The organism is Pedobacter frigidisoli (assembly GCF_032678525.1).
Taxonomy (GTDB): Bacteria; Bacteroidota; Bacteroidia; order Sphingobacteriales; family Sphingobacteriaceae; genus Pedobacter; species Pedobacter frigidisoli_A.
Genome location: NZ_JAVTSE010000006.1, coordinates 167,997 through 186,509, shown reverse-complemented (window position 1 = coordinate 186,509; position 18,513 = coordinate 167,997). Strand labels below are relative to the sequence as shown.

Sequence of the window (18,513 nt, the reverse complement as noted above, 5' to 3'; positions counted from 1 at the left end):
CATCACGCTGCCTTTTGCTAACTTTATACGATAGAACATGAAGCACATCAGGTCAATCATCGAATTTCATAAGCTATTATCGCTACCCGAACCGCAACATCCTTTGGTAAGTGTGGTCCGGGTAGAAAATATACACTTTTCAGATCCTGAAATATGGAATCACTTCTTTCTCGATTTCTATACCATATCGCTTAAAGATGGAGTGGAAGCCAGAGTGAAATATGGCCAGCAGTATTATGATTATGATAAAGGTGTGATGACATTTACTGCCCCAAAACAAGTAAATTTTCTTGATCTGGAGCGTACCGATAAGCCATATATCAACAGCGGATCAGGCTATGTATTGCTGCTTCACCCTGATTTTCTGCATGGGTATCATCTTGCCGCCGAAATGGCAAACTATGGTTTCTTCGCATATGCAACCAATGAGGCATTGCACCTCTCAGGACGGGAACAGGAGAATATAATCCAGATTTTTAAGAAAATAGAACAGGAATATGAGTATATCGACAGGCATACTCAGGATATCATCATCTCTCAGATTGAATTGATGTTGAGCTACAGCATACGCTTTTATGAACGTCAGTTTTTAACCCGGAAAGCCGTTAACAGCGATATCCTCACCAAAGTCGATCAATTATTGGATCGCTGTTTTCAGGATTCTGCTGCCTTGAAAAATGGTTTACCCACAGTCGAGTTCATGGCCGGAGAATTGAACTTATCAACCCATTATTTAAGTGATCTGCTCCGTTCTCTTACAGGCTTAAGTGCCCAGCAAAAAATTCACAGTACACTCATCGAAAAAGCCAAAATTAAACTGTCAACCAGCAACTTGTCCGTTAGTGAAATTGCTTTTTCCCTCGGCTTTGAATACCCGCAATCCTTCAGCAAACTGTTTAAGAAAAAAACGGAAATGTCACCAAGCGATTTCCGCAAGGCCTTTAACTAGGTATCTAAGGTAATCGAATGATGATGAAGCACAACGAAATCCCACTCCATATCCTTCCGGAAACCGACTTTCTGGCCTCCGAAAAACGGATTGCATTTGGGGAACATGCCATTAACCACAGGATAAATTTTTACGCCATAATCTGGTTTACGGCCGATGGGGGAACGCATTACATCGACTTCGAACCTTATCCTGTCCGAAAAAACCTCGTTTACCTGCTGGCCAGAAATCAAATCCACTCCATCCCAACAAATATTCTTCCTGATGCCAGGGTAATTGTGTTCTCTTCCGACTTTCATTTATCCATCGAAGAAAAAGAGTTGAAACTGTTATTCCTGCCCATCAACAAGCAGGCCATAGAAATCCCGGATGAGTTGGAACACCAACTCAATAACCTTTTCTCGCTCATCGTATTAGAATACTCAACCCTCGCTGATAACCGGTTGTTGCATAAATACACTTCAGCATTTCTGACTCAGTTGTACCGCCTAGCCCGCCACCAGCTTCCTGTACTACTCAGTAAAGATCTGCGGCTTATTCGATTAATAGAACTGATCGAAGAACATTATACCGAACAGCAGCCGGCAGCTTTCTATGCCCGGCAAATAGGCTTAACTACCAAACGTGCCAATGAAATTATGAAACGCTACGCAGCAACAACAATTGGTGAGTTAAGTTATAAACTACTGCTTACAGAAGGAAAAAAGGAATTGCTCAAAGGTGAAAAATCAATTAAAGAAATAGCCTACTATCTGGGTTTCAACGACCAATCTTACTTTTCCCGTTTTTTTAGAAAACGTACCGGCCTCACCCCGCAACAATTCCAACAGGAACTCCTGAGGAAAGTCGCATCACCGTAAAATAACCGAAATGTTCAAATAGTGCTAATCAATCTCCGGATAGTGCTGAACATTTGAAGGTATTCCCCTCAACTTAGTCTGATTAAATCAGTTTATAATAAAAAGAAAATATGGGAACCCTTAAAAACCGAGTGATATTAATTACAGGCGCAGCCATGGGCCTGGGATATGCAACAGCAGTAGAAGCAGCCAAAGAAGGCGCAAAATTGTCGCTGATTGATTATAATGGCGAGCTCCTTGAAAAAGCAAAGAAAGAGATTGAAGCCTTACATCCGGAAGTGGAAATACTATTAACGGTTGCCGATGTATCGGATGAAAAAGCAGTTAAAAATTATGTAGATGAAACCGTAGCAACCTACGGCCGTATAGACGGTTTTTACAATAATGCAGGAATTGAAGGCAAACAGGCTCCTTTAACAGAATATGATCTGGATGTATTTAAAAAAGTCGTAGACATTAATCTGATGGGGGTGTATTATGGACTCAAATACATCATTCCGGTGATGCAGAAGCAGGAATACGGCCGTATTGTAAACGTCGCTTCAGTGGGTGGAATCAGAGGTGTAAAAAACCAGACTGCCTATGTAGCCACCAAACATGCTGTAGCCGGAATCACCAAAAATACTGCTCTTGAATATGGAAGTTTTGGCATACTCACCAATGCCATCGCTCCGGGTGCTATCCTTACACCAATGGTGGCAGAAGCCTTTAAACAGGTAAATCCCGAAAATCCAAAGGCAGCAGAAGCAGAATATGCACAGGCCAATCCAACCAAAAGACTGGGCTTACCAGAGGAAGTGGGGAAACTTGTGGTGTTTTTGATGAGCGAAAATTGCAGTTATGTAAATGGTCAGATCATCGCCATTGATGGTGGCCAGTCCAATGCCTATGGAATAGTGTAGAAACAGTTGATCAAATTATCATTGAACAGGCAGCCATCCGGTAAATCAGAAGCAAATAGCGCTTTTTTATCGGGTGGCTGTTTTGCGAAGAAAAATTATTAATTTAGTGAAATCAAGGGATGCCCCAATTCCCTGCCTCCAAAAAATTCAAAAAAATTTCCCAAAGTCCACGTCAAGTCTACCTCCAGTCTACCTTTTCTCTACCTCCAGTCTACACCAACTGGCAGAGAACTGCGGGAAAACTCCGACGCAACTGCGGGAAGGCTCCGGGAAAACAGCCATTTCCTTGACCAAAGTCTGCAGGATGCCGCCTCAAATCCTTCAGCCGGCACCAAAACAATCCCCGATTACCACCCGAACTTTTCCCGAATTTGATATGAATTTGTCTGGAAGTCTTTGTAATCCGTTACCTATGAAAAGTCGATCACCCCATCTCAAATCTTTTGCCTTCCATCTCCCCCCTCTTTAAAACAAAGAAGTAAAGATCAGCCCCACGCCTTACAATATTGCCCGTACGAACAAAACCAGCTTTCTCCAGTACCCGCTGAGATCCGATATTATCAGGATGAGTAAGCGCCGTCAGATCTCCAGTCTCTGTGTGTGAAAAAGTGTAGGCCACAAGTGCGGCCGCAATCTCGCTGCCTATGCCCTTACCCCAGTAAGCCTTAGCAACGCTATACCCGATTTCATAGGCCGATGAATCCTCTTCAAAAACCCTCAGCAAGCAGTTCCCAATGCAGGCACCGGTTATCGCATCAAATACACCCCAACGGCCAAAGGGACCATGCTCATAATCATCAAACACTTTCGCAAACAACGCTTTGTAGTCGCTGATACTAAATGCTGGTAAATAACGCATCACTTCCGGGTCATTGAAAAAATCGCAGAATAGTGATTCCTCTGATGTAGCAAACTGTTTGATTACAATGGTTGGACTTGAATAGATAACAGACATAGGCTTCTTAAAATAAATTTTAGGTATCCAAATTTATCTATAAATAAAGAAAGCATGGTAAGGAAGCCCTTTTTTTGTTGTTATGATTTCCATACACCCAGTAATCGGCGCACCACAATGATTTCAGCAATGTGGTAAGCGTTATGATCCGCTACCTGTAAGGCTTCCCGTAAAATATTCTGACCAGTACCATGTGGAATGGAAGCAAATAAATCTTGTGTATCAATCAGATTGATAAAAGCCTTTCTGTCCTGGTCAATTTGCTTCAAACAGTTTTCCCATGCTTCTGAATTTGCCGGTGCGGTTTCTTTGGGCCAATACTCTTCCGGCCACTTCGGCGACTGGTGATTTCCATCCTTGCTAAATTCGAGCATATCCCATTGTGCAATCCGTATATGCTCTGCCAGCTGCCAGATACTGTAAGGCAAGCCATAGGGGCGTTCACCTGTTAATTCAAAAGGTAAATCAGCAACAGCATCTTCAAAACCCGCATGGGCTGTACCACCATTGATAAGCTTTTTTAATTCGGTGATTAATATGTTTTCGTGTTCCATAACTATTGATCATGATTAAGCAACCTTCCATATCGCATCTACAAAATACTGACGGCTGTCGAAGAAATATTGCTGCACTTTAAATCCAGACCGGTGTGCCAGCCTTTCAATTTCTGCAATGGCATATTTCTGTGAAATTTCCATATAAACATACTCGTTTTTTTGAAACTGAATAGCGTGTTCGCCGATGTTTACCACCTGGTTCTCCAGGCTAATTAAATAGCTTTTGCATTCGCCCGTTTCAGGGTCGTAACTGGCATAATGCTCAAAATGATCCACGTTGAAATTCCCTTCCAGCTCGCGGTTGATGCGGTTCAAAAGGTTTAAATTAAATGAACGTGTAATGCCGCTTTTATCATTATAAGCATCAAGAATCTGCTTTGGATTCTTCTTCAGATCAAAACCAATAATTAACAGATCATCGGGTGACAATAGGGCTTTCACCTTCACACAAAATGCTTCAGCTTCATCAACGTTCATATTGCCAATATTAGCCCCCATAAACAAAACCACTTTCTGTCTGTCTGAAATCTCATTGGCAGCCTTTAGCATATCAAAATAGTCACCGTTCAATCCTGTAAACTGCAATTCGGGCAGCGCCTGAGGCAACTTTACGCTTAAGTCTGAAATGACGTGTGCCGAAATGTCGATCGGAAAGTATTGAAAATTCAATTTATTGTTAATGAGCTTGCGGAGCAAATGAATAGATTTGGTCGCATCCCCCGCCCCAAGTTCAATCAGGTCAAAGCCCGCATTGCCATCAGATATCACATTTGCAATCTGATCAGCCTGATATTGCATAATTTCCATTTCTGCATCAGTCAGGTAATATTCTTCCATATTCATAATCTGCTGGAAGATGTAATCACCAGCCTCGTCATAAAAATATTTAGAGTGCATATATTTTGGCTTTGCACTCAAGCCAGTAATCGTTTCATTTAAAAACTGACTGTTAACCTCAGTATTTGTTTCGGTGGTGAGTATCATAGATTTGCTAAATCAGGGATGAATATTTGTTTTGTTATTGTTGTTCTTATTGAGCTAAGCGGATTCCGGTATATTGCCAGCGAAGATGTGGATGGAAAAAATTCCGGTAAGTCATACGGCTATGGTCATCTGGTGTTGCCACAGATGCGCCCCTTAATACCTTCTGATTCACCATAAATTTACCATTGTATTCGCCTATCGCTCCCGGCGCTTTATTAAAACCCGGATAAGGCAAATAAGCACTTTCCGTCCATTCCCATCTTTCACCCCAGTTCAATTGCCTGGCAGCAACCTCCCACTCAAATTCAGTAGGTAACCGCATCCCTTTCCAGCTCGCAAAAGCATAAGCTTCGTAATAACTGATGTGGGTTACCGGCTCTTTAAGGTTAATTTCTTTCAGACCACTCAAGCCGTACTGAAACCACTTCCCTTCAATTTTATACCAATACAAAGGGGCAACGATGTGCTGGCTGTTTACCCAGTCCCAGCCTTCGGCATGCCAGTAGTTAAAGTTCTGATAGCCACCTTCTTCAATGAAACGAATAAATGCACCATTTGATACCAATGCCTGGCTAATGGAATAGCCCTGCAGGTATACCTGATGACGGTTGTGTTCATTATCGAAACTAAAACCATCTCCTTCAAATCCAATTGCGTATACCCCCTCATCCACCTGAAGCATTTCACCTTTATCTTCAATCAGATTGATAGATTCAGCAACAGTATCATCATAAACCGGAAACAGGGGATTATTCCCTAAAATGTATTTAATGTCTGTAAGCAATAATTCCTGATGCTGTTGCTCATGGTTAAAACCAAGTTCAATAAGCGCTACTATCTCTCCAGTTGGTTCGGTAGAAAGAAAACGACTCATAGCTTCATCAACATAGGCCCTGTATTGATATACTTCGTTAACACCTGGCCTGCTCAGGTTTCCCCTATCGGTGCGGATTACCCTGTTCCCTATGGTTTCGTAATAACTGTTGAAAACAAAGTTGAAGTCGGCATTGAAAACCTGATACTGATGGCTGTATGGGATTAGGATAAAGGTTTCGAAAAACCAGGTGGTATGCCCCAAATGCCACTTGGGAGGACTAACATCCGCAATAGGCTGCACCACATAATCTTCAGTTTGCAATGGCGCGCAAAGCTGCTCAGAGTATTTCCTGATACGCTGATATTTTTCAATAAGACTCATTAATTTTTATCGAGATGGTTCTTAAGTTCTGTTATGGTATTAACATTTAGTTCCTTCGATTGTTTTTGCCGCATCATTAAAGCATAAGAATTGTTAAAACCAATAGGTTTAAGCCATTTGATCTGATACTCTTTCAAAAACTCCTGTTGCACATATTTGTAGGTTTTATCCTTATCCCCGGTAATCGCCGCTATGGTTTTTCCATCAGGCTTTAAGATGGCCAGCAGGCCTGTTCCGGTGTATTCGGGATAGAAGTCGATCTGGTTATTCGTCAAGGCATCAAAACAGATTTTAGTTCCGCCAAGTCCGGTTTTAGTTTCTACCCCATAGTGGGTATAACCACGAATCAGCATGCTGTAAATCTCAGCCAGAATGTACTGCTCACCGAAAATCTTTGAACCGATTTTTACAGTCTCTGCACCGGCTTGTTTTTGACTACGATAAAGTTTCTCCCGGATCAGAAAATCCCTGGCGACCCTGGCGGGCGATTGATGAAGGTAATCTGTACGGTAGTTTAATTCTGTCATCACCGAATCGGTAATCTTTCCTGCCAGGAGATTCAGTGTGCTTTCAAGTTCAGGAAATTTGCGGAGTGCTTTTTCGCTCACAATGGGCGCAGCATAATAAGGTGGAAAAATGCCCTTATCATCTCTAAGAATCTTAAGGTCGAATGCTTTCAGGCGGCCGTCTGTGGAATATCCGCTGATCACGTCGAGCGCTTTTGAATAAGCCGCTTTATACATCACCGCATCACTAATCACTACCGTTCTGATCTTGAGTCCGTAAGCCGATTTCAGTCCCAGATCCCCATCCTGGCGTCCCATAAATTCAGGCGTAAAGCCCGCCGTTAATGCAGAACCATAAGTGGATGGCAGAATATAGAAAGTACTTAACAAAATAACCAAAACAGGAAAAGCAACCAATGCCTTCCGAAGCTTCCTGACATTCATCTTCTGAATGAGGGCCAGCAGCGTATCCAGTACAATAGCCAGCAAAGCTGCAGGAATGGCTCCGGCCAGAATCATGTTACTGTTGTTCAACGAAATTCCTCCGAAAATAAATTCACCCAGCCCGCCCGCAGCAATATAAGATGCCAGGGTAGCTACCCCCACATTAATAACCGTTGCCGTCCGGATACCCGCAAGTATTACCGGCATAGCTAGAGGCAATTCTACCTTAAAAAGCATTTGAGAACGGCTCATCCCTAAACTTTTTGCAGACTCGGTGATGGAGCGATCGATACCGATAATACCTGTGTAAGTATTACGGATGATCGGAAGTAACGCATAAATCAGCAAGGCTACAATTGCAGGTTTCGCGCCGATTCCCAAAACCGGAATCATGAAGCCCAGCAAAGCAATGCTGGGTACCGTTTGCAGTACGCCTGCAACCCCGAGCACCAGGCCCGACCATCGTCTTTTACGGGCAATAAAAATTCCCAGGGGTAACCCAATACCCACCGCCAGCAGCAACGATATAAAGGTTAAACCGATGTGCTGGAAGGTCTGACTGAGCAGTTTATCCGATTCCATCGACATAAATTGCCAAAGGTTTTGTTGCTGATCATTCATAGCTTCCGGAAGTTTTATATTGATTGAATGCCCTGACTAAATGTTCCAGATTAAATGTTTTGGTTTTCCCCTCCGGGCTAACCACCTGAAGTTCGCTGAATTCACCTGAGCGAAGCTTCTCCATCGCATGCCAAACACTGGTATCTACCGTCATATCATAATTTCCCTTTGCCCTGTCATCGGGCAAACTCTTCCAGATATCATATAGCGTAACTACTTTAAACTCCAGCGCCAGGCGCTGGCTGTCCAGAAAAGAACGGGCAAAATCATTCACAGGATCAAAAAGAAGTTGTTTCGGACTACCCATCTGGACGATCGACCCTTTATCCATTAAACAAATCCGGTCGCCTAAAATAAAAGCCTCTTCAACATCATGGGTAACCATCACAATAGTTTTCTGCTGTAATTCTTCCAGCTCAAGGAACTCTTTCTGAATATTGGAACGGGTAACATTATCAAGTGCTCCGAAAGGTTCATCCATCAATAAAACAGGTGGATCGGCAGCTAGTGCCCTGGCGAGTCCCACCCTTTGCTGTTGGCCTCCGCTTAGTTCAGCAGGGAAAAGCTGAAGCACATCTTCGGGCAAATGAAGTTTCGCAATCAGATCGGCTACTCTGCTCTTGATTTTATCCTGTTCCCATTTCAGTAACCTGGGCACAACAGCAATATTCTCTTCAACGGTATAATGCGGAAATAATCCGATATGTTGCATCACATAGCCAATGCTCCGGCGTAACGTTTCAGGCCGCTCACTCGAAACAGGTTGTCCATTCATCAGGATTTCTCCCGCGTTAGGTTCTATCAGCCTGTTGATCATTTTCAATGTAGTGGTTTTCCCACAGCCACTGGTGCCCAGCAAAACCAGGTTCTCTTTTTCAGCCACTTTAAACGAAACCTCCTTTACAGCGTTCACGGAACCAAATGTTTTTGTTACTCCATTGAGCTCAATCATAATCAGTCTTCCATTTTCATAAAAAGGTTGTTCAGTGATTCTGAATAGGTAGGGTGTGCGAAAACACAGTAGCGTATTCTGTCGTATGTGATGCCACCTTCCATGGCCATCTGTAATACCGACACAATCTCCCCTCCCTCTGATGCAAGAATGGCAGCTCCAAGTATTTTCTTGCTTTTAGTATCAACTATCGCTTTCATTAAGCCCTGCGTTTCGTTGGTTTCAATTCCCCTCGCTACTGACGACATCGGCAGCACGGCAACCTGATAATCAAGTTTCTTTTCCTGTGCCTCCGTTTCCGAAAGTCCAATCCTACCCAATTGTGGGTCGGTAAACATGCAATAGGGAACAGGACGGTCTTTTATCGAATAATCAGTACCCTCTATCAGGTTACGATAAACAATAGTATAATCATTATACGCAATGTGCGTGAATGCAGGTCCCCCCTTTACATCGCCCAGCGCATAAATCCCTTTGACATTGGTCTCAAGCTTATCGTTAACCAGGATGTGCCCTTTCTCACCGGTTTTAACCCCACATGCATCCAGCCCCAAATGCCGGGTTTGAGGTGTGCGGCCCGCGGCAACCAGAATGTGGGTCGCTTTGAACTTACTTTTTTTACCTTTAGTTTCTACTTCAACCTCGAGTGAGGATTTACCGTTTACCTTAACCTTTTTAATTTTAGCCGACGTGAGTATCGATATTTTCTCCTTTTCCAGTATTTCAGTAAGCGATTCGGAAACATCCTGATCTTCTTTTGCCAGAATCCGGTCCGACTTCTCGATGATGGTCACCTGGCTACCAAAACGGCTAAACATTTGTCCAAACTCCAGTCCAATGTAATTTCCACCGATCACAACAAGATGTTCAGGTATTGCTGTAAGTTCCAGAATTGTGGTGGAGGTAAGATAATGACTCTCGGGCAAACCCTCAATAGCAGGAATCGCCGTCTCTGCGCCGGTATTGATAAAAATCAATTCGCCTGATACCTTTTCTTCCTTTCCGTCTTTACCCGTAATCAAAAGTTCTTTTTCTCCGGTAAACTTAGCAGTGCCCATCAAAATGGTTAATCCTTTTGTGGATTCTAAACCATCTTCAGCGCCTTTTCTAAATTGAGCTACAATTTGATCTTTGCGCTTCATGATTTTTTTGAAGTCCACTTTGACAGTGCCAGTCTCTATTCCAAGATCGCCGGATTTCCTGGCCTGATGGGCCATCCGTGCAGAAGTGATCATCGCTTTCGTTGGGGTACACCCATCATTAATACAGGTACCACCAATCATTCTTTTTTCTATTATAGCTGTTTTTTTGCCTGCAAGCGCAAGTTTTTTGGCCAGGGGAACGCCAGCCTGCCCTGCGCCTATGATAATTGCATCGTAGTGTTTCATTGATTTGTTGTTACGCTTATAAACTGGATTTAAGAAATAACCACAATAACAGATCAATGTTTTTGAAATTGAAACTGTTTAAGGAATAATCAGCTTATTTAGCATCATAGGTTTTATCAATGAGAAAGGCGATGGCCTCTTCAACGGCCTGTCGCCCCTCGTTACTTTTAAGATCGAGGCCGCAAAAAGTTGTCGTTTGGGTACTGGCATAAATATCAAGATAGTAAATGCCGGCCACCATCAAGGCTGTTACCGCCCGGTAACGTTTTGCCTGATCGCCAAAATGAGGGTCCGTTATCGATTCAAAAAGTAAAGCCCCGCTGTCTTCCCTGGCCTGGGCTAGTTTTTTAAGTTCTTTTCTGTCATCCAACAATCCCCAAAGTAAAATCTTTTGCATTTCCTCATCTTTAAAAACATAGTCAAATTGAGATAAAAGCATCGATTTTGAAAACGCCCTTCCGCCGTCGGTTGGAACAGGATTTTCCTCCCCCTTCACATTCGTCCAGAAATCTTTCGTACGGATATACTCATCAATAAGCTCATCACGTCCGCCAAAATAGTTATACATCAGCTTTTTATCCAACCCGGCAACACGCGCAATATCATTTACTTTCAGTCCTGAGAAACCTACCGTATTGATAATTTCTCCAACCGCATCTAAAAATCGCTGCTTACTCCTGGCCTTGTTTCGCTGGCTTCCTGCTTCTGGTTTTTCTTCCATTGATAAACGTTTTTGATAATGTGCTCAAAATACACAATCATTTTTAATTTAATTATCACCTTTTGGTGATAAGTATTTATATTTGCATCAGAAGGTGTTTTAACCGCTCATCTGATTAACCAGAACCAACAGACTCAAAACATGAAAAAAGGCAAAGCGCTCTCAGAATTCACACTCGACGAGCTAAAAGAAAGAAAAAAGACAATCACCGGGATTGTACTGGGTTTAGGCATTGTGATGCTGATCAGTAGCGTTACCCTCATCTATCTTGCTGTGAAAACACATAATGTCAGCCTCACTGGTATTGCAGTGGCTTGTCCGCTAACCTTTTTGCCAACGCTGATTAGCCTGACTCAGATCAATAACGAAATTAAAAAGCGCAGTTAATTTACCATGATGTCGTCAGAATGCCTGAACTGCGCTTCGCCTGTATCACAAAATTATTGTTCAAACTGTGGGCAGAAATCGAGTACGCACCGTTATTCCATTAAACACTTCCTGCTGCACGACTTCGTACATAGTGTGTGGCATGTAGACAAAGGCATTTTTTTTACCTTAAAAGAACTTTTTACGCGACCTGGAAACAGTGTCAGAGAATTTATTGAGGGCAAACGTGTCCCATACTTTAGTTTTATAACGCTCATCCTGCTCATTCTTACGGTATCAGGTCTGTTGGCTCCGTATATCCATATTACGGCTACAGATCTGGTACCTGAAGTGAGTAAAGCCATGACGAATGAGTTTGAAAAAACGATCTCGCGCAACCCAAAACTCTATCTCATCATTACCATTCCAATTTACTCATTACTCAGTTTCCTCTGGTTCAAAAAGGCTAAGTTTAACTATTCTGAGCATCTGGTGATGAATTCTTACCGGATTATTCCGGAAATGTTGTTTAACTTATTTGGATCTGTCGTATCCATCTTTTACGCTAATAAACAGGTATTGATCGTATTGTGTATCATGATCCCCGCTGTTTTTGGATTTATCTACAGTATATGGTTCTATTATCAGTTTTTCTCTAAAAGCGCATACGGTGCAAAAGGTCGTTTATTAAGAAGTGTGCTCATACTCATTTCTTTCTTCATGATTCCAATGATCATGGGACTCATCGCAGGAATGCTGATGGCGAAAGCACACTAAGTAAGCTGCCTACCACGGGTTCTTTGGTGATATCCTTCTTGATAATTGATCTGTTATTCATTATGTTCAATACAAATAAAATAGAACCATTTATTCTGCAAAGTGTTATCCCAGTAATTTGCTAGTCATTACCGCGTTATTAATGAGCTAATTACTGTGTACCATGAAAAGAAGATCACTCGTAACCTTTTTATTGCTTGGTTTAATTTGTAAGGAAACCAATGCCCAAACCGATAGCAGTTTCCAATCTTTAAAAGGACAGCAATCACTTCAGTTAAATCTGGGTACCCAGGGGATAGTCGCCGAATATGTTTACGGCGTGTTGCCCGAAATGGCGCTTCGCGGAGGATTGAATTTCATACCCCTTAAAGCCAATAATGTATTCAAAATTTCAGGATTTAATTCCACCTCCAATCTGTCGGCCGATTTCTATAATATTCATGTACTGGCCGACTATGTACCCGCGAAAAACCTTTCATGGTTTAGAGTTGTAGGTGGCTTTGCTTATTTCCTGAAAGCACGTGGCGATATCAGGGTAATCCCGTCTGATGATTACAAATATGGCGACCTGGTGCTAAACGAGGATCAGATCGGATATGTTGACCTCACGGTAGACTGGAAGGGATTTGCACCCTATTTAGGGATTGCACTGGCTCATACTTTCCCGAAGAAAAATTTCAATGTGAGCGTTGATTTGGGCACCTATTACCTTACTAAACCGAAAGCCGACATTACCGGAACAGGATTGCTGGAAGGGAACTCCTCACAAACACCACAGTTTCAGTCAAACATAAAAGACTACCGCTGGCTTCCTGCCATTCAGGTTAATTTTAGTTATAAATTTAAAAATAATTAATTATGTCAACAGCAAGAATAACTCCCGTGGTTTTGATGCTCCTGATCTTGTCGGCATGTAAGAAACCTACAGAAAATATTAAAATTGTAGTGGATACGGATGTAATCAAATATACGGCAATGATTAATGTTACTGACGCCTCTACCGGCGCTCCCGCACCAGCCAATACTACCATTACCATCTCGGGCGACCAGGCATCAAACATTTATGAACTGTCAGGAAAGAAAGACATCCGCCTTACTTCAGGCATGGTGACCATTGGCTTACAGCCGAATGTAGTACCTGCAGAAAACAATCCGATTACCATCAGCGTTGGCATAGCTTCCAGTGGATATAACACGGCTTCTAAACAAATTACATTTACCACGTCCCAGAAACAACAGGTAATCAATATTCCGATTACAAAAACCGGTTCAACCACACCGCCAATAGTTACCCCACCACCACCCGTTTATAACAATACTTCTCTAACCTTTACCGGAAGGTGCCCAAGCCGTACAGATATTGAAATCAGGCCGAGTGTTTACATTTATTTTAAAAAAACAGGTTCAGTCGACGCTTTCCAGTATCTCGGTTATATGGACAGGGGAAATATTACAACCAATTTATTACAGCTGAATGAGACGTATGATTTCCAGATTGTATATGGTGGCGACACTTATAAAGTGAACCAGAAAATTGAACAAACCAGCTATAACCTCACTATCGATATGCCCGCGGCATGTAATTTTTAAGGGGTCTGATCAAAAGCAATCGTAAAACAATAAAGGCTTCCTATTGGAAGCCTTTAACTGTTAATTTTCAATAATCTGATAGTTCACATTCACCCTTTTCGGGTAATTGCTCTCCTCAAAATTTAAAGAAACGAAAGCTGCATTTTGATGCAGTTCATTCCTGAGTGCATCTTCAAAATGAAACTGAAGTTCTTTCTCTGCGCGCTCCCTTGGTTCAGTTAATAAATTCCTGTCGCTTAAATTTTCCGGCAATAAGGTGATGTCACAATTTCCCTCACTTATTTCTTTGACTAAGTATTTCATTTGTTCGGCTCGTTCTTCCTTTTATGTGTTATTCAAAAACGCGGTCAAAAATATGTGAATAGATGATTGTTCCTGTAATCTCAAAGTTAATTTTAAAAGATACCTGCATTAACAACTGTATACCAAATGGATACAAACGAAAAATCAAAGTAAATAAAACCAAATGCATCATCAATACGTTCATATCCGTTTTAAGATACATAAAAAATTATCCTGCAGCCGCCTGAAAACCCTATCTTCCATCCCCGTATAAGGTGAAAGTGTTTGAATGATATAGAATAATTTGTATGAAGATGTTATATTCGTTAAAGTTTTGTAAGCATCCCCCCAATTAATGAACGATTTAAATTCTCCCTTGTTTAAGGCTATTTTTGAAACTGATATACCCAGAGTTGTATTGAAAGCCAATGCGCCGGATTTTACTATTTTGGCATATAATCAGGCTTATGATGATAGTACCCATAACCATGGCAGAAATTTAACAGGACTCTCTTTGTGGGAAGCTTATCCCGATAACGATTCTCCTGTAGCAAAAATGCTGCTCTCAGAGGGTTTATTAACTGTTACAAGAGATAAAAAAAACCTTAAACTTCCTGTTTTCCAATACCAGATCCCAACAACAGAGGGATCTCAAAAAGAGGACAGCTGGTGGCAGATTGAAATTATTCCGGTGCTGGATGCTTCCGGAGAGGTTGACCTGTTAATTACAAATAACCGCAACCTTACTGAACAGATTTTAAGTGAACGAAAACTGAATTCTTCTTTAAAACGTGAAGAAGATTTAAATATGGCCCTGGCCGAAACACATGAAGAGCTTGCGGCTTCAAATGAAGAGTTACAGGCAAGTGTGGAAGAACTATTGAGTGCAAATGAGGCATTAAGTCAATCGCAGGGAGACCTGGAATTCCTCAATATTGAACTTGAAGAACGGATAGCCTTACGCACGAAAGACCTGGAATCCAATCGGCATCTCCTGGAGAATATTATTCAAACCACTCCTGTTGCCATGACTTTGTTGCGCGGAGATGATTTAATTATTGAACATCCTAATCCTCACATGCTGCACATCTGGCAAAGAAGTCGTGAGCAAACCGTTGGAAGAAAAATAACCGACGTATTTCCCGAACTTCACGAGCAGCAATTTCCCGCTTTGCTGGCGGAAGTTTTTAAGACAGGCAAGAAAATTGCTATGCCGGAGGTACCTGTAGACATATCACATACCGATGGTAGCCGCAAACTGATCTATGTTAATTTTTCATACGATCCAATTTTCGATGATGCGGGAAAAGCGGAATATATTCTGGCAACAGTAATAGATATCACGGAAATCGTAGAAAACAGAAAACTACTGGAAACCAACCGATTCGACCTTCAGGTAATCGGAGAAGAACTCGCAGCTTCCAATGAAGAACTGGCTGCTACAAACGAAGAGCTGGCAGCAACAAACGAGGAATTGCAGGAGTCGCAGGAAAACCTTTTCAAAAATAACGAAGCACTAAGCAACGCAGAAGAAAGTCTGCGACTGGCTTTGGAATCCGGTAATCTAGGAACCTACAGTGTAGATTTATCCAGCAGAAAGTTTAATATTTCTGCAAGAGCCAGAGAATTTTATGGGCTTGAACCTGATGGAGATGTCTATTGGAACGAAATCACAGCAACGGTTGTGCCTGAATACCTTCCGGTGATCGAACAGGCAAGGAAAGATGCAATTCTTAACGGGCTACCTTATGATGTGCAATACCCTATTGTTCCCAAGTCTGGCAACCAGATCAGATGGATCCGGGTAGTTGGCAAGAGTATTAGCGCTACAGAAGCCAAATCCGGAAAGTTTATTGGTGTCATCATCGACATTACTCAGGAGGTGGAACACCGGAATGAAATTGAGGAAAGTGAGAGACGATTCAGAACGATGGCTGAAGGTACCGATGTGCTGATTTCTGTAGGTGATGAAACTGGAGACGCAGTGTACTTTAACCAGGCTTGGATAGATCTTACCGGGATTGAAATGAACAAGCTTTTAGGCACGCAATGGACTAAGCTCATTCATCCGGAAGATAAAGACCTCTTTTGGGGAGTTTACCTTTCCGCTTTTGAAAAACAGATTCCTTTTACCGGAGAGTTCAGAATTTTGAATAAAGAGGGTGATTATCGCTGGCTCCTGGCCAAAGGCCCTCCGCGGTTTAATGAAGACGGATCATTTGAAGGCTACATTTGTTCATGCATTGATATTACTGATCTCAAAAGAGATGAGCAACGTAAAAATGATTTCATTGGAATGGTGAGCCATGAACTAAAAACGCCTTTAACGGCTATAAACGGCTTTGTACAGGTTCTGCAAAGTAAAGCAAAAAAGGAAAGTAACGATTACTTTTTGCTCGCCCTGGATAAAACACTAAATCAGATCAGAAAAATGACCACCATGATCAATGGATTTCTGAATGTTTCGAGGTTAGAATCTGCACAGCTTGTCATTCAGAAAGCTGAATTCAACCTGAACAAGCTCCTTGCTGAAATGGTTGAAGAAAGCGACCTGATTCAATATTCGCACACCATTACATTATCAGTAAAAGAAAACATTACCATTAATGCCGACCGGGATAAAATCGGCAACGTTATTTCCAATCTGTTAAGTAATGCAATAAAATACTCAGCAGCAGGCACAGTTGTTCATGTCAGCTGTAACATTACCGGGAATGAAGTAACGGTGAGCGTCGCTGATCAAGGTATCGGAATCAGCGGCGATGATGCGAAAAAGTTATTTCAACGCTATTATAGAGTTGGCAGCAATCAAACGATATCTGGCTTTGGTATTGGCCTATACCTGAGTGCTGAAATTGTTCAGCGTCATGGTGGAAAGATATGGGTAGAAAGTACCGAAGGTGAAGGAAGTACCTTCCTGTTTAGTCTGCCGTTATAACGATCTTTGTTATTTTGAAATCATCATTAAGTAACAATTCCAATATTATTTGATTTGAATAAGTTTTGATTTGAACTACATACTTTGATATTGCTGTGAAAAATTACATTTGCCGTGTAAATTATACACTATGTCGCGTAGATTCTTATTTCATCCACTACTTTCATTAATTCTTTTTTCATCAAGTTACTGTGCCGCTCAAACCTTAACGTTAAAAGAGGCTGTAAATACCGCATTAAAGAATTATGGCACGATAAGAGCCAAAGAAAGCTATGCAAATGCATCGAGAGCAACCATACAGCAAACAAAAAGAGAATACCTGCCTAATCTTAACCTGAGTGCGCAGCAGGATTTTGGTACAATTAATGGTCAGAATGGACCCCAATACGGACTTGGCGGCCTCGGGACAGCTTCATCAGGACCAGCCCTTGATAAACAGAACTGGAATGCTGCCTTTGGTGCGTTATATCTAGCCAACGTTAACTGGGACTTCTTTACTTTTGGCAGAATAAGGGAGCGCATCCAGGGGGCCAATGCGGCTTACCGAAGAGATCAGCAAGACCTGGAACAGGAAAAGTTTCAGCAGGAAATCAGGGTTTCCGCAGCGTACCTCAACCTCCTTGCCGCACAACGCATTACACGCTCGCAGGAAAAAAACCTTTCTCGGGCCGTTACCTTCAAAAACACAGCTACCGTCCGGGCTAAAAACGGATTGAATCCAGGTGTGGATTCTTCTTTCGCGAATGCAGAAGTATCAGCAGCAAAAATATCGTTGACAAAGGCCAGAGATCTGGAACAGGAACAAGCCAACAGACTGAGCGTGTTAATGGGATCAAGTGCGGTTTCTTATCAGCTCGATACCAGTTCCATTACCCGCATACCATCAAACCTGCTTACTGATACCACTGGTAAATCAGCACATCCCCTGCTGAAATTCTACCAGAACAGGTTCGACGTAAGTCAGCAGCAGGTGAATTACCTTAAAAAACTTTATTACCCTAGTTTTTCACTCTTCGGTGTGCTACAAGGCAGAGGCTCAGGCTTTAGTTCTGGTTATGCACTTGACCAGACGGCATTCAGTACGAGCTACGCCGACGGAATCAATCCAACCCGTGGAAACTATTTGATTGGAATAGGAATGACCTGGAATATCAGCAGCCTGCTCAGGAACCACCCGCAGGTAAGGGCACAGGAATATACGAGCCAAGGATTGAAAGAAGAATACAATCAGGTTGATCAGCAATTGAAAGCTCAGCTACTCCTGGCAGAAACCAAGCTAAATAACGCCCTTCAAAATTATCGTGAGGCACCAATACAGGTAAAAGCTGCATCAGATGCCTACCTGCAGAAAAGTACGTTATACAAGAACGGGCTAACGACCCTTGTCGATCTTACCCAGACATTATTCGCTTTGAACAGGGCAGAGACCGACCGCGACATTGCCTACACTAATGTATGGCAGGCGCTGCTACTTAAATCGGCTGCGATTGGTAACTACGAAGTATTTATTAACGAATTTTAAC

Annotated in this window: 18 protein-coding genes; 9 read left to right on the top strand and 9 right to left on the bottom strand. The window is 42.2% G+C overall.

What is annotated here, in order from left to right; translation table 11 throughout:
* Positions 1-37 precede the first annotated feature (37 nt).
* The 3 genes from R2Q80_RS17195 (at position 38) to R2Q80_RS17185 (ending at position 2,711) form a co-directional block, all read left to right on the top strand.
* Positions 38-949, top strand: a complete 912-nt coding sequence (locus R2Q80_RS17195) for a helix-turn-helix transcriptional regulator (protein WP_316800785.1) — start codon at positions 38-40, stop codon at positions 947-949.
* Positions 950-966: 17 nt separating this feature from the next.
* A complete protein-coding gene (locus R2Q80_RS17190) occupies positions 967-1,809 on the top strand; it encodes a helix-turn-helix domain-containing protein (RefSeq protein WP_316800784.1) in 843 nt (280 codons plus the stop codon).
* A 110-nt stretch (positions 1,810-1,919) separates the two neighbouring features.
* A complete protein-coding gene (locus R2Q80_RS17185; protein ID WP_316800783.1) occupies positions 1,920-2,711 on the top strand; it encodes an SDR family oxidoreductase in 792 nt (263 codons plus the stop codon).
* A gap of 424 nt (positions 2,712-3,135) precedes the next feature.
* On the opposite strand, the gene R2Q80_RS17180 is transcribed toward R2Q80_RS17185, so the two are convergent.
* The 8 genes from R2Q80_RS17180 to R2Q80_RS17145 form a co-directional block, all read right to left on the bottom strand.
* Positions 3,136-3,666 carry a GNAT family N-acetyltransferase gene (locus R2Q80_RS17180; protein WP_316800782.1) on the bottom strand — a complete coding sequence of 177 codons (531 nt, stop codon included), beginning with the start codon at positions 3,664-3,666 and terminating at the stop codon, positions 3,136-3,138.
* Between the two features lie 80 nt (positions 3,667-3,746).
* On the bottom strand, positions 3,747-4,220 hold the full coding sequence (locus R2Q80_RS17175) for a DinB family protein (protein ID WP_316800781.1): 474 nt from the start codon (positions 4,218-4,220) through the stop codon (positions 3,747-3,749).
* 15 nt (positions 4,221-4,235) lie between these two features.
* On the bottom strand, positions 4,236-5,207 hold the full coding sequence (locus R2Q80_RS17170; protein ID WP_316800780.1) for an L-histidine N(alpha)-methyltransferase: 972 nt from the start codon (positions 5,205-5,207) through the stop codon (positions 4,236-4,238).
* Between the two features lie 46 nt (positions 5,208-5,253).
* A complete protein-coding gene (egtB, locus tag R2Q80_RS17165) occupies positions 5,254-6,405 on the bottom strand; it encodes an ergothioneine biosynthesis protein EgtB (RefSeq protein WP_316800779.1) in 1,152 nt (383 codons plus the stop codon).
* A complete protein-coding gene (locus tag R2Q80_RS17160) occupies positions 6,405-7,976 on the bottom strand; it encodes an ABC transporter permease/substrate-binding protein (protein WP_316800778.1) in 1,572 nt (523 codons plus the stop codon). The genes egtB and R2Q80_RS17160 overlap by 1 nt, the downstream gene beginning before the upstream one ends.
* Positions 7,969-8,928 carry an ABC transporter ATP-binding protein gene (locus R2Q80_RS17155; RefSeq protein WP_316800777.1) on the bottom strand — a complete coding sequence of 320 codons (960 nt, stop codon included), beginning with the start codon at positions 8,926-8,928 and terminating at the stop codon, positions 7,969-7,971. Before R2Q80_RS17155 ends, R2Q80_RS17160 begins: the two co-directional genes overlap by 8 nt.
* Before the next feature lie 2 nt (positions 8,929-8,930).
* Positions 8,931-10,316 carry a mercuric reductase gene (locus R2Q80_RS17150; RefSeq protein ID WP_316800776.1) on the bottom strand — a complete coding sequence of 462 codons (1,386 nt, stop codon included), beginning with the start codon at positions 10,314-10,316 and terminating at the stop codon, positions 8,931-8,933.
* Between the two features lie 94 nt (positions 10,317-10,410).
* Positions 10,411-11,037 carry a TetR/AcrR family transcriptional regulator gene (locus R2Q80_RS17145; protein WP_316800775.1) on the bottom strand — a complete coding sequence of 209 codons (627 nt, stop codon included), beginning with the start codon at positions 11,035-11,037 and terminating at the stop codon, positions 10,411-10,413.
* Between the two features lie 141 nt (positions 11,038-11,178).
* Between R2Q80_RS17145 and R2Q80_RS17140 the strand changes: the two genes are divergently transcribed.
* The 4 genes from R2Q80_RS17140 (at position 11,179) to R2Q80_RS17125 (ending at position 13,770) form a co-directional block, all read left to right on the top strand.
* The gene (locus R2Q80_RS17140) at positions 11,179-11,424 is read left to right on the top strand and encodes a hypothetical protein (protein WP_316800774.1); all 246 of its coding nucleotides are present in this window, start codon (positions 11,179-11,181) and stop codon (positions 11,422-11,424) included.
* Positions 11,425-11,430: 6 nt separating this feature from the next.
* Positions 11,431-12,180, top strand: a complete 750-nt coding sequence (locus R2Q80_RS17135; RefSeq protein WP_316800773.1) for a DUF3667 domain-containing protein — start codon at positions 11,431-11,433, stop codon at positions 12,178-12,180.
* A 163-nt stretch (positions 12,181-12,343) separates the two neighbouring features.
* A complete protein-coding gene (locus R2Q80_RS17130; protein WP_316800772.1) occupies positions 12,344-13,036 on the top strand; it encodes a hypothetical protein in 693 nt (230 codons plus the stop codon).
* A gap of 2 nt (positions 13,037-13,038) precedes the next feature.
* The gene (locus R2Q80_RS17125; RefSeq protein ID WP_316800771.1) at positions 13,039-13,770 is read left to right on the top strand and encodes a hypothetical protein; all 732 of its coding nucleotides are present in this window, start codon (positions 13,039-13,041) and stop codon (positions 13,768-13,770) included.
* 60 nt (positions 13,771-13,830) lie between these two features.
* Here R2Q80_RS17125 and R2Q80_RS17120 read toward each other — a convergent pair whose 3' ends face one another.
* A complete protein-coding gene (locus tag R2Q80_RS17120; RefSeq protein ID WP_047799246.1) occupies positions 13,831-14,073 on the bottom strand; it encodes a hypothetical protein in 243 nt (80 codons plus the stop codon).
* Between the two features lie 334 nt (positions 14,074-14,407).
* Here R2Q80_RS17120 and R2Q80_RS17115 point away from each other — a divergent pair, with 334 nt between their 5' ends.
* Together R2Q80_RS17115 and R2Q80_RS17110 are read left to right on the top strand one after the other, a co-directional pair.
* The gene (locus tag R2Q80_RS17115; protein ID WP_316800770.1) at positions 14,408-16,990 is read left to right on the top strand and encodes a PAS domain S-box protein; all 2,583 of its coding nucleotides are present in this window, start codon (positions 14,408-14,410) and stop codon (positions 16,988-16,990) included.
* Positions 16,991-17,120: 130 nt separating this feature from the next.
* Positions 17,121-18,512 carry a TolC family protein gene (locus R2Q80_RS17110; protein ID WP_316800769.1) on the top strand — a complete coding sequence of 464 codons (1,392 nt, stop codon included), beginning with the start codon at positions 17,121-17,123 and terminating at the stop codon, positions 18,510-18,512.
* The last annotated feature ends 1 nt before the right edge of the window (position 18,513 follow it).